At 37.9% G+C, this 12,014-nt stretch carries 10 protein-coding genes and 1 pseudogene; 6 read left to right on the top strand and 5 right to left on the bottom strand.

What is annotated here, in order from left to right; translation table 11 throughout:
• Nucleotides 1–3: 3 nt before the first annotated feature.
• The 3 genes from pcaF to MMP60_RS06010 all read right to left on the bottom strand — a co-directional run bounded on the left by pcaF (nt 4) and on the right by MMP60_RS06010 (nt 2,653).
• Nucleotides 4–1,212 carry a 3-oxoadipyl-CoA thiolase gene (pcaF, locus tag MMP60_RS06020; protein ID WP_241335423.1) on the bottom strand — a complete coding sequence of 403 codons (1,209 nt, stop codon included), beginning with the start codon at nt 1,210–1,212 and terminating at the stop codon, nt 4–6.
• A gap of 89 nt (nt 1,213–1,301) precedes the next feature.
• Entirely contained in the window at nt 1,302–1,955 is a 654-nt protein-coding gene (locus tag MMP60_RS06015; protein ID WP_241335422.1) for a 3-oxoacid CoA-transferase subunit B, read from the bottom strand.
• A gap of 11 nt (nt 1,956–1,966) precedes the next feature.
• Nucleotides 1,967–2,653: a 3-oxoacid CoA-transferase subunit A gene (locus MMP60_RS06010; protein ID WP_241335421.1), complete on the bottom strand. Its 687-nt coding sequence runs from the start codon at nt 2,651–2,653 to the stop codon at nt 1,967–1,969.
• A gap of 246 nt (nt 2,654–2,899) precedes the next feature.
• Here MMP60_RS06010 and pcaU point away from each other — a divergent pair, with 246 nt between their 5' ends.
• On the top strand, nt 2,900–3,724 hold the full coding sequence (pcaU, locus tag MMP60_RS06005) for an IclR family transcriptional regulator PcaU (RefSeq protein WP_241335503.1): 825 nt from the start codon (nt 2,900–2,902) through the stop codon (nt 3,722–3,724).
• 119 nt (nt 3,725–3,843) lie between these two features.
• On the opposite strand, the gene MMP60_RS06000 is transcribed toward pcaU, so the two are convergent.
• On the bottom strand, nt 3,844–6,060 hold the full coding sequence (locus MMP60_RS06000; protein ID WP_241335420.1) for a TonB-dependent siderophore receptor: 2,217 nt from the start codon (nt 6,058–6,060) through the stop codon (nt 3,844–3,846).
• 715 nt (nt 6,061–6,775) lie between these two features.
• Between MMP60_RS06000 and MMP60_RS05995 the strand changes: the two genes are divergently transcribed.
• The 3 genes and pseudogenes from MMP60_RS05995 to MMP60_RS05985 all read left to right on the top strand — a co-directional run.
• A complete protein-coding gene (locus MMP60_RS05995) occupies nt 6,776–7,444 on the top strand; it encodes a response regulator transcription factor (RefSeq protein WP_241335419.1) in 669 nt (222 codons plus the stop codon).
• A gap of 5 nt (nt 7,445–7,449) precedes the next feature.
• Nucleotides 7,450–8,721: a HAMP domain-containing sensor histidine kinase gene (locus MMP60_RS05990; RefSeq protein WP_241335418.1), complete on the top strand. Its 1,272-nt coding sequence runs from the start codon at nt 7,450–7,452 to the stop codon at nt 8,719–8,721.
• A pseudogene (locus tag MMP60_RS05985) lies at nt 8,722–8,966 on the top strand (gamma carbonic anhydrase family protein); the annotation flags it as partial.
• A gap of 37 nt (nt 8,967–9,003) precedes the next feature.
• On the opposite strand, the gene MMP60_RS05980 reads toward MMP60_RS05985, so the two are convergent.
• On the bottom strand, nt 9,004–10,038 hold the full coding sequence (locus tag MMP60_RS05980) for a hypothetical protein (RefSeq protein WP_241335417.1): 1,035 nt from the start codon (nt 10,036–10,038) through the stop codon (nt 9,004–9,006).
• Nucleotides 10,039–10,376: 338 nt separating this feature from the next.
• Here MMP60_RS05980 and MMP60_RS05975 point away from each other — a divergent pair, with 338 nt between their 5' ends.
• Nucleotides 10,377–10,865 carry an NUDIX hydrolase gene (locus MMP60_RS05975; protein ID WP_241335416.1) on the top strand — a complete coding sequence of 163 codons (489 nt, stop codon included), beginning with the start codon at nt 10,377–10,379 and terminating at the stop codon, nt 10,863–10,865.
• Between the two features lie 4 nt (nt 10,866–10,869).
• Entirely contained in the window at nt 10,870–12,003 is a 1,134-nt protein-coding gene (mnmA, locus tag MMP60_RS05970; protein WP_241335415.1) for a tRNA 2-thiouridine(34) synthase MnmA, read from the top strand.
• The last annotated feature ends 11 nt before the right edge of the window (nt 12,004–12,014 follow it).

Genomic DNA, 12,014 nt, shown 5'->3' with positions numbered 1-12,014 from the left:
ACCTCACCCAACCCGTTGAATAATGAGAGCGATACCTTGACCCACGCCAATACACATTGAACATAAGGCATAATGTCCACCTGTTTGCTCAAGTTGACTCAAAGCAGTAGTGACCAGTCTTGCACCCGATGCACCTAAAGGATGACCTAAAGCAATTGCACCACCATTTGGATTGATACGTGCATCATCATCTGCTAAACCTAAATCACGTGTTACCGCCAATGCCTGTGCTGCAAAGGCTTCATTCAGCTCAATCACATCCATTTGTTCTAATGTCAGATTGGCTTGTTTCAGTAACTTCTTAATCGCAGGCGCAGGGGCAAAACCCATGATGCGTGGTTCAACACCCACCGTAGTTGCAGCAATAATTTTTGCACGTGGTTTCAGTTGGTATTGAGCAACGGCTTCATCTGAAGCGATCAATAGCGCTGCTGCACCATCATTAATGCCTGAGGCATTACCCGCAGTAACTGTACCTTCTGCTTTTACAACACCTTTGAGTTTCGTCAGTGCTTCAATCGTGGTCGATGCACGTGGATGTTCATCGGTATCTATAACGACTGCATCACCTTTACGCTGTGGAATGCTGACAGCAACAATTTCATGTTTAAAAAAGCCTTTGGCTTGCGCTGCTGCTGTACGTTGTTGGCTCACCAAGGCAAACTGGTCTTGATCAGCACGATTGATATTAAATTGTTCTGCCACGTTTTCCGCAGTCTGCGGCATGGTCTCTACACCATACATTTCTTTCAGCTTAGGATTGATAAAACGCCAACCCATCGTCGTATCTTCAATCTTTTGGCTACGCCCAAAAGCACTGTCAGACTTACCCATCACATACGGGGCACGGCTCATGCTTTCTACCCCACCTGCAATAATGAGACTTGCTTCACCTGCTTTAATCGCACGCGCTGCCATGGCAATCGCATCTAGAGATGAACCACATAAACGGTTCACTGTGGTTGCAGGAACTTGATACGGTAAACCTGCAAGTAGAGCTGACATACGACCGACATTACGGTTGTCTTCACCTGCTTGATTGGCACAGCCATAGATCACATCATCCACTTGTTGCCAATCGACCGTTGGATTTCGTTGTATTAAGGCTTGAATCGGAACAGCACCAAGGTCATCCGCACGTACAGGGGCTAAACCATCTGCATAACGTCCAAAGGGTGTACGAATGGCATCAATGATATAAGCGTTTTTCATGTTTTTCCCTTTATCTAAAATCCCTCCCAACCTCCCTTTATAAAAGGGAGGAGTTCCCCTCTTTTTAAAGAGGGGTTAGGGGAGATTCATTATCCTTGTGTCGCATTAATCAATTGCGCACCTGTCAAAGCCTGTAAAGCTTCAAAGCTGAGACCTTCAACTTTTTCAATCACTTTTAAACCATCTATGGTCACATCAATTACACACAGATCGGTATAGATACGATCGACACATTTCAAACCCGTTGCAGGATAAGACAGTGTTTCAACGATCTTAGGTTCACCTTGCTTGGTGATATGATCTGTAGTGATAAAGACTTTCTTTGCACCTACGGCTAAGTCCATTGCACCACCCACAGCAGGAATCGCATCAGCTGCACCTGTATGCCAATTGGCAAGATCACCGTTGGCTGCGACTTGGAATGCACCGAGTACCGCAATATCTAAATGACCACCACGCATCATGGCAAAGGAATCACCATGATGGAAAAAGCTTCCACCTATGAGCATGGTCACATATTCTTTGCCTGCATTAATCAGTTCAGGGTCTCCTAAACCCTTTACTGGTGGTGGACCAAATGCCAACAAACCATTTTCAGAATGCAGAAAGACATCTTTATCCGCAGGTAAATAATTTGAAATCTTGGTCGGTAAGCCAATCCCTAAATTGACATAAGCACCATCAGGAATATCTTGTGCAACACGTTCCGCAATTTGGTCACGGCTGAGTTTTTGATAGCTCATTGTTATTCTCCTTATTGCGCAGCGACAGGTGATGTTGCATCAACAGCAACCACATGCTGAACAAAAATCCCTGGGGTAATGATGTGTTCAGGATCAAGCTGACCAAGTTCAACCACTTCTGAGACTTGAGCAATCGTGACATCAGCAGCCATCGCCATAATAGGTCCAAAGTTACGTGCAGATTTATTGAAAACCAAATTGCCCCAACGATCGCCTTTGTAGGCTTTGATCAAGGCAAAGTCAGCCTTAATTGGGTATTCAAGCACATAGTCTTTCCCCTCGATATGACGAGTTTCTTTGCCTTCTGCCAATAATGTTCCGAAACCTGTAGGCGTGAATACAGCACCTAAGCCCATACCTGCGGCTTGAATACGGCAAGCGAGATTGCCTTGTGGTACGAGTTCTAATTCAATCTTGCCTGCATGGTAAAGTTCATCGAACACCCATGAATCAGACTGGCGTGGGAAAGAACAAATAATTTTACGGACTGCACCTGTTTTTAGGAGTTTGGCAAGACCATAGTCGCCATTACCTGCATTATTATTCACAATAACAAGGTCTTTGATGCCGAGTTCAATCAGACCATCGATGAGTTCTGCGGGTTGTCCTGCGGTTCCGAAACCACCAATCATGATGGTCGAGCCATCCCTGATTTGGGAGAGCGCTTCAGTTAATGAGCTTGAACTTTTATCAATCATCTGACTACTTCCTGTACTATGAACCACTCAATTTTCATCCTGAAAACCGATGAAACTAAGCTGAGTGTTTTGTTCGGATTTCTTATCTTTATTTTTGATAAATTATTCACTGAGCGCTATGCTCTCAGGTGTATTTTGTTCGATCATTATTTTTTATGTTCGATGATCGAACATTATCCAAGTAAAATAGTCTCCTTTCGATTAGAATAATTTTTAGAAAATAGATTTTGGATGAAACTCGGAATTATGGAAAATTGCCAAGAGAAAAGTCTGCGCTTAATTCATCATACTGAAAATAAAAAAACGATTCGGCATGAGGACTATATTGCAGGAATAGCCAAAGGTTTAAGTATTTTGGAGTGCTTTGGGCCAGAACGCCATCGTTTAAATATGAGTACTGCGGCTGAAAAAACAGGCATGACTCGCGCTGCTGCTCGTCGCCATTTAATGACTCTGGAATACTTAGGCTATTTAGATTTTGATGGTCATTATTACTATTTAACACCTAAAATCCTCAAATTTTCAGGCGCTTATCTAGATGGTTCGCCATTGCCTAAAATCTGCCAACCCCTATTAAATTTACTCACTAATCAAACCTCTCTGATTTATTCTGTTATGGTTTTAGATGGTTATGAAGCGATTACTATTGCTCGAAGTGCCGCACATCAACAAACCGATCGGGTAAATCCCTACGGATTACATTTAGGTAATCGCTTACCTGCTCATGCCACCTCAGCAGGTAAAATTCTCCTCGCTCATTTAAATTTAGAAGAACAGAAACAGTGGTTAGAAAAATATCCTTTAAAGCGTTTGACCAAATACACGCATACCGATAGTGAAGTTTTCCTTGCGCTACTACATGAAATTAAAGAGCAAGATTGGTGCTATTCGTGTGAAGAACATGAGTTAGGTGTACATGCTGTAGCTGTACCCATTTATGACTCAAATGCAGATGTTGTTGCAGCGTTAAATATTGTTTCTCCAACCATGCGTACAACAAAAGATTATTTGATTTCTCATATCCTTCCCCTATTGCAAGAGACGGCTCGTGATTTACGTCAAGTGATTTAGAGTGAATATGATCTCGACTGCGACCATACTTAAAATCTCAACATGATTTATATTTCATAAAGTTTTGGAAGGTTGCACTTTTTAGATTTAAATTTAAAGTGCAACACTGTGTCATAGAATTAAAAGCGATAAGTACCTTTCAGTGCAAATGCACGACCTGGAGCAACTGTAGAGAAAACACCTACATGCGATGCATCATAAATACGTTCATTCGTGAGGTTACTAATGTTCAATTGTAACCCGAACTCAGGCATTACCTGATATTGTGCAAAAGCATCGTACCGAATGTGATAAGGTAGGTAATAATCATTACTATCATCGACAAAACGTTTACCCACATATGTAGCACCACCACCTAAACGGAATTTATCTGTTAAAGTGTAAGTCGCCCATAAATTAGCATTATGTTTAGCAATAAATTTTAGCTGATTACCGTTATCTGGGTTTGCAACATTTACTGTTCCTTGGCTAACAAAACCTCCATCTAACAATTCACTATCTAAATATGTATAACCTGCGGAAAGATCTAACAGAGGCGTAATTTTTCCTGTCACGCTAAGTTCTGTACCACGTACACGATTTTCACCATCAATCGTCACAATTCCTTCAGCATCTCGTGTACGCGCATTCGTTTTACGTGTTTCAAATAGTGCTGCATTCAATGCCAAAAGTTCGTTAAACAATTCCCATTTTGTGCCTAATTCAAAACTACGTGTTTTTTCAGGATCAATATTGTCATTTAAACGGTTACCGCTCGCCACACCATCCGCACCACCTGCTTGACCCAAGTTCTCTCCACTCGGATTACTCGATGTTGCAAAATTGGCATATAAACGACCATGTGGCGTAATTTTATATACTGCACCTGTTTGATAGTTAAACATATTTTCTGTGACAGTGTCTCTTAAGTTTGTTGATTCATAATCATCAAAACGTAGACCTAAGTTAATATCTAACTTATCGTTCAGACTCACAGTATCAAAGACATATAATCCAGTATTGGTAATTTCGCCTGCTTTTTGTTCAGGACCATATTGAATATTAAAATTTGGGTGCGCCAAGTTTATTGGATTATAAAAATCAACAACTTCTCGACCTGCCCCAGTCACAGTCATACTTTTAGTGCCTATACGCTCTTTACTGTAATCTATACCTGTGACGACATTATGTTTAATTGAGCCCGTATTAAATTGAGCCTGTAAATCTAACTGACCACTATTCACATGACTTGTACGATAAGAAGCACGATTATTACGCTCATAAGTTAAACCCAATTGTTCAGTTTCACAAGCACTACCGCTGCTCGCAGCACAGCCAAAACTTAAACGAGTAAAGAAATAGTCTTGAGTAGTTTTTAAATCTTGCAGCTTTAATTTAAGTTTCAGGGTTTCACTGAAATCATGTTCGGCATTTAAGCTGAACATTTCAGCAGTATAATTACGGAAATCAATATCTGGTCGACCAAAATTGGTTTCGAAAGGCATAGTTTCAATCGGTCTTTTACGATCTGGATTTCTCACATTACTAAATGGCAACCCCATATCAGGAGTATCCTTAAACTCCAAATAACTATAACTTGCAGTTAAACGAGAAGGTGTATTTAGTCCAAAAGTGATACTTGGTGCTATCCCCCAGCGATCAACTTCCACATCGTTACGGCGCGCGACATCACCTTGATCAAGCATTGCATTCAAACGAACAGCAACATTGTTATTAATAGCAATATTATTATCTGTCGTGAAACGATATTTAGTCTGGCCTTTTCCTGAGTTTTGATATTCCGATGTGACTTCAGATTCAGTTTGATCTTTTGGCTTTTTGGTCACAAGGTTAATGGTTCCGCCTGTTGAACCTCGCCCAGAATATACAGATCCAGGGCCCTTACTGATCTCAACAGCTTCGAGATTAAAAGTTTCATGTGAGCCACGCGCATAATCTCGCATACCGTCAATTAGAATATCTGTACTGGCTTCATAACCACGTATAAAGGGACGATCTCCCATTGGGGTTCCACCTTCCCCAACACCGAGTGTAATCCCTGGCGTTGTTCTTAAAAGTTCTTGTAATGAAGTGGCACCACGCTCATCAATTTCTTTTTTAGAAATCACATTAATAGTTCGAGCCGTATCTAATAAAGGCACCGCTATTTTAGTGTTATTTGATTCTTTTACATAATAAGAATCATGATCTGCTGTTACATGAATTGTATCGAGTTGTTGTATTTTTTCTTCACTTGCTAAAGCACATGGCGCTAGTACCGCTCCAGTAACTAATGATAAGGCTGAGACCAATGCCTGAGAAGATATTGGCTTCTTTTTACTTGATATATACTTCATACTCGTATCCAACAAACAATAAAAGATAATGAAAATCATTCTTCATTACGAATTATTACATAGCAAATGTCAGATAATTGTCAGGCACATTTTCACTTCTTCTTTCTATTTAGTATGAGTGATTCAACATTGGATAAGTGAATTTGTGAAGCTAATCAGATTATAAAAAATGTATGTATACTTTCTCACCTTAGATTAAGCCAAGAAAAGTCGACTATGTTTGAAAATTGGATTATAAAGAGGAACGTTATGACATAATAAAAATAAGTAACTGAAATATATTATTTTAATTTAAACACTAACAGAAAAAACATTGTTTAAGAACGCCCTATTTAGTCCATAACATATATGATTTAGATGACAGAACACGAAACGTACGATAGGAATAATACTTAAAAATGCTTGGTCTGCGTAGTATGATTGCAGGTCGATATAAACATATAACCGACTCAGATCATCATTTTCTTGCAACATAAAATCATCTAGATTACTACTTTACACACCTCAAATCGAATAAAATTTAAACAAACGATGTGACTGAGCATCAAGCAAAGTTCAGTATCATTAAGACAAATAATATTTTATTTTTCATGTTATTAAAGATGTAATAATTTTAATAAGAGCAATCAACTCTCAGTGTTTTTGAATGACCACTTTGCCAATTTATAAGTAATAAGTATTATCATTCGTATTATTTTTGGTTGGAAAGAGATCAATGCGTATCTTAATTATTGATGACCATATCGACTTGATTGCCAATATTTTTGCTTTCTTTGAAAACCGTGATTATGTCTTAGATGCAGCTCAAGATGCATCAATAGCATTACAACTCTGCCAGACGAATCATTATGACATTATCATCCTAGACTGGATGTTACCCAAAATGAATGGAATTGATTTTTTACGCCAACTAAGAACTGAAGGTATATACACTCCTGTCATTATGCTTTCTGCCAAATGTGAATTAGAGGATAAATTACATGGCTTTTCAGTTGGCGCTGATGATTACTTAACTAAACCTTTTTCAATACATGAACTTGAAGCTAGAATATTGGCATTACATATGCGTAATATCGGCAAACAATCCGTCTTACAGATTGCAGATTTAGAATTAAATTTATTGACCAATCAGGTAATTCGCAATCAGAAGCTTATTCGGCTCAATCCAAGTGAAAAAAAAATATTAGTTTTGTTAATGCGTGAAAGCCCTAATATTGTCAGTAAAGAACGATTAGAGTTTGCAATTTGGAGGGATAATCCACCCGATCGTGATTTATTGCGAACACACATTTATGAGCTTAGAAAAAAAATTGATGCAAATACAGATATTAAATTGATTAAAACCTGCCATAAAGTTGGCTACCAAATCATATTTGATGAGTAAACTGTATGATAAAACGCCCCAATCTACGCAAACGCATTCTCACAGGATTAATTCTATATACCTGCTTACTTACTGTTGCTGTAGGATTGAATGGTTTTATTGTCAATAAAAAAATTGAAAATCTCGTTTGGGAAACAGTACTAAACTTAGAAATAGATTACTTCTACAAAGATAAAAATTCAGCGCCCCCCTCTAGTATTGAATCCACAAAATTATATTGGTACGACCAAAATAAAGGAGACCTCATCCCTGATGAATTTAATCAATTGGATAATGGAATCCATAATAATGTCAATTATCTAGATAAAACATATGTGATTAGAGTCATTGAAAGTAATAAAAATAAACAGGTACTTGCTTTAGATATCACTGATATTGAAAGACATGAAAATAAGATGTTGCTCTTCACTATATTACTGACTATTTTTGCAATACTTATTATTGCCTTTATTACCTTTAAACAGATGGGGAAATTATTTGACCCTCTATTGAAAATAGCTGATCAATTAAAGATGATTTCACCCGAAAAAGATAGAATAAAAATCGAAGTATTAAACCATGAATATTATGAGTCCTCTATTCTAACAACAGCATTAAATGACTATTTGCAGAAGTCTGAACATTATTTGAATCAAGAAAAAGTTTTTTTTGAGACTGCTAGTCATGAACTTCGCACTCCTATTTCTGTCATTTCAGGGGCAATTGAAGTTATTTTACAGCATCCAGATACAACAGATCGTTTACAACCACACTTAGAACGTGTATCACGTATAACAGCTGAAATGGAAGACTTATTAGCGATACTATTAATGCTTTCGCGCAGTAAAGAACGACTCACTCAATATTCTGAATCCATAGACTTAATGAATGAAATTCCACAACTTATTCAGTATCATCAGCATTTATGTTATAAAAAAGAATTAAAAATGCTCAATAATATTAGAACAAGTTTCAAACTAACAGCACCACTTCAATTGCTCAGAATAACGATTGGTAACTTATTACGTAATGCAATTGAAAATAGTGATAAGGGTGTGATTAATATCTGTCTCGAAGACAATCAATTAATCATTCATGATCCAGGTCATGGTATGACAGCAGAACAAATCAGTGCTTTATATACTCAAAGAGCTCGAAACAATGAAACCTTGATGAGAGGTATTGGTATCGAACTCACTTTAAAAATTTGTAATCATTATGGCTGGATTCTTCAATTTGAATCAGTAAAAAATCAAGGGACTAAGTCTATCTTGGAGTTTAGAAGCTTAGGAAGTTAAATTGGCAATCGCGTATAATCGGAATCAATACCGTGGTTTTGGATGACGTAATTATTGAAGATGATGTGATGATTGGTGCTGGTAGTCTTGTTCCACCACGTAAAGTGTTAAAAAGCGGTTATCTCTATGTCGGTAGTCCAGTACAGCAAGTTCGTGCACTGACTGAAAAAGAAATGGAATTTTTACCTTATTCAGCACGTCATTATGTGAAAGTGAAGGATAATTATTTAAATCAGAAAAACTAATCCTATTAACAAAGCTCAAAGAGATTTACTAATTAAACTATTTAGTTCTGTGTTTAGTAAGCATTAAAGATGCACTAGATGGTTCTATTTCCATTTCTGTTAACTGCCTTGCTAATGCAAAACCATCCTCCCTAAATACTCTTAAAGTATCCTGCAATTCCGTAATATTATTAGTCTCGATAAGCAATCGCAGAATAGTACCCTTTAATCTGACATGATGATCTGTTTTTTGATCACGTACCCACCTCAAACCATGTTTACCACTAGCAACAAAAAAATCTCCTCCCAAACCAGCTATACGATGGGTCATATATAAACCAAACCCAGAATTTTTCCAAAAACTTTCATTTCTACTTTTTCTTTTTTTTGCGTAAGGCACTTTACTCGATATACTGGGTAATAATGCAAAATTTAATGCTTCTTTATCATCATTAATTTTTGGCAATGTAGTATTTTCATTTAAGGAATTTAAAATTCCTTTACCACGATCTAAAACCACAATCTCGGCTTTTCCTAAATAGGGCCAATATTGGGCACAAAAAGTTATTTTTTTTGAGCCAGAGTGCTCTACAACATTTCTAATGATTTCTCTAAAACAATAAGTTAATGTATCAACCAAAGGTGTATCATCTTTTTGTGATGTTAGAAGTTTAGCCAAATTTATACTGTAATTCTCTATAATATCTCCTACCTCTTTATAAGAATCAATAGCTTCTTGCCTCAAACTTCCCACGTCTAAAATTGTGATTGGTACATAAGAGGTAGCCTTTGTTGGGAAAGAATCTCTAGGCTCTGCACCTATATCAAACCCACAGTTTTTGAAAAAACCCATATGCTTAGCATAACTAACATCCTTGTCTATATAAACACATGATATTTCTAGACCTCGAATTCTTGAAATACTCTTAATAAAATTTGAAAAATAAACAATCCCAAATGGTTCAATTGTTGTCATACTAGTAAAATCCAATTCAATATGAGTTGAACCTGCAACTATTAAATCTCGAATATTTTCAACATATAAGATAGAAGTATCAAATTTTAAATTTAGAATCACTAATGTATCTTTCATAATAACCTTAAAAATTATTGTCTCGTTCCACCGCTGTGCGGTGGAAACTTGCAGAATAACATCCCTCATGGTTCATTTTTATACATAGAAAAGAATACTAAATTCAACAACCAACTTAACTATTTCTCAAAAGAAAGGCTTTAGATGTATTGAATTATAGTGGTACATATGAAATAAATGATCCTGCATGCCAAGCCGCAAAAGAATTAGAAATATTTATTCATCAAAAAATTAAAGATCAATGAACTAACTATGGTTATGAAAGTCATGTGGCAATCACCATAGCCAAAAACTCACAAATTTTGTAGAATACGTTTTTTAAAATCATGGTGCTTTCTATGACCGCTTGGACACCCCATGTCACAGTCGCTACTGTAGTCGAAAAAGACGGACGTTTTCTGTTTGTTGAAGAACACAGCGAAGGCTTTGTACATACCGTGTTTAATCAACCTGCGGGACATGTAGAATGCGATGAGACCATTATTCAAGCAGCGATTCGTGAGACCTTAGAAGAAACAGGTCATCATGTTGAAATTGATCATCTGCTTGGTATCTATACCTATACTCCACCGATGTTTCCAGATCGTACCTATTACCGTTTTTGCTTTTTAGCACATGTCACGTCAGTTGAAGAAAATGCTCAACTGGATACAGGTATTGTTGGTGTAGTATGGATGAACTTGGATGAGCTACAAGAATCAGCACGTGCTCGAAGCCCATTGGTTTTAAAAGTAATTGAAGATGCCCTTGATGGCAAAAAATATCCCTTATCGCTCATTTATGAGCACCCTTTCTCTCCCTCATTAACTTCTCATTTGGACGCTTAATTAGATGCAACAACGTGTCATCGTCGGTATGTCTGGTGGTGTAGACTCCTCTGTTTCTGCCGCATTATTACTTCAACAAGGATATCAAGTTGAAGGTCTTTTCATGAAAAACTGGGAAGAAGATGATGGTACGGAATACTGCACAGCACTTGAAGACTTAGCCGATGCGCAAGCCGTTGCAGATAAAATTGGTATCAAGCTGCACACTGCGAACTTTGCCATGGAATATTGGGATCGTGTGTTTGAACACTTCTTGGCTGAATATGCTGCAGGTCGCACACCAAACCCAGATATCTTGTGTAATAAAGAAATTAAATTCCGTGCCTTCCTCGATCATGCGATGACTTTAGGTGCAGACTTTATTGCAACAGGTCACTATGCCCGTCGTGGTACAAGCATGCAGAATTCGCGTGGCGAAACCTATGCTCCATTACTACGTGGTGTCGATAATAATAAAGACCAGACTTATTTCTTACATGCGGTACATGGTCGTGAAATTAACAAGACCCTATTCCCTGTGGGCGAAATTGAGAAACCCGAAGTTCGTCGCATTGCAGAAGAGTTAGATCTGGCAACTGCCAAGAAAAAAGACTCGACGGGTATCTGCTTTATTGGTGAACGTCGTTTCACCGATTTCTTAAAACAGTATTTACCTGCACAAGCTGGAAAAATTGTTTTAGAGTCAGGTAAAGAAGTTGGTGAACATCATGGCTTGATGTACTATACGCTCGGTCAACGCGGTGGTATTGGTATCGGTGGTATGAAAGGTGTACAAGAAGGTGCATGGTTCGTATTACATAAAGATATCGCCAATAACCGACTGGTGATTGGTCAAGGACATGAACATCCACTCATGCAAAGTACACAGCTTTGGAGCGAGTCGATTGATTGGGTCGCAGGTGAACAAGACATTCCAAGCACAGGATTCCGATGCACGGCAAAAACCCGTTATCGTCAGCCTGATCAAGCGTGTACAATTTATCGTGATGAACATACAGAAAGTAGTATTCGCGTTGAGTTTGACGAAGCACAACGTGCTGTGACTCCTGGGCAAAGTGTAGTGTTCTACTCAGGAGAGGTTTGCTTAGGTGGTGGTGTGATTCACCATACCAATGCACCTGAACCAGATTTTATTTAAGGAAATTGGAA

Origin of the sequence: Acinetobacter sp. ANC 4805 (assembly GCF_022549495.1) — a bacterium.
Classification (GTDB): Bacteria; Pseudomonadota; Gammaproteobacteria; order Pseudomonadales; family Moraxellaceae; genus Acinetobacter.
This window is presented reverse-complemented; position numbering and strand designations above follow the sequence as displayed.

What these genes read in the sequence shown, in the direction of transcription:
- MMP60_RS06010 (WP_241335421.1), bottom strand. Translation starts at nt 2,653, where the DNA reads ATGATTGATAAAAGTTCAAGCTCATTAACTGAAGCGCTCTCCCAAATC.
- MMP60_RS05975 (WP_241335416.1), top strand. Translation starts at nt 10,377, where the DNA reads ATGACCGCTTGGACACCCCATGTCACAGTCGCTACTGTAGTCGAAAAA.
- MMP60_RS05980 (WP_241335417.1), bottom strand. Translation starts at nt 10,038, where the DNA reads ATGAAAGATACATTAGTGATTCTAAATTTAAAATTTGATACTTCTATC.
- pcaF (WP_241335423.1), bottom strand. Translation starts at nt 1,212, where the DNA reads ATGAAAAACGCTTATATCATTGATGCCATTCGTACACCCTTTGGACGT.
- MMP60_RS06015 (WP_241335422.1), bottom strand. Translation starts at nt 1,955, where the DNA reads ATGAGCTATCAAAAACTCAGCCGTGACCAAATTGCGGAACGTGTTGCA.
- MMP60_RS05995 (WP_241335419.1), top strand. Translation starts at nt 6,776, where the DNA reads ATGCGTATCTTAATTATTGATGACCATATCGACTTGATTGCCAATATT.
- mnmA (WP_241335415.1), top strand. Translation starts at nt 10,870, where the DNA reads ATGCAACAACGTGTCATCGTCGGTATGTCTGGTGGTGTAGACTCCTCT.
- MMP60_RS06000 (WP_241335420.1), bottom strand. Translation starts at nt 6,060, where the DNA reads ATGAAGTATATATCAAGTAAAAAGAAGCCAATATCTTCTCAGGCATTG.
- MMP60_RS05990 (WP_241335418.1), top strand. Translation starts at nt 7,450, where the DNA reads ATGATAAAACGCCCCAATCTACGCAAACGCATTCTCACAGGATTAATT.
- pcaU (WP_241335503.1), top strand. Translation starts at nt 2,900, where the DNA reads ATGGAAAATTGCCAAGAGAAAAGTCTGCGCTTAATTCATCATACTGAA.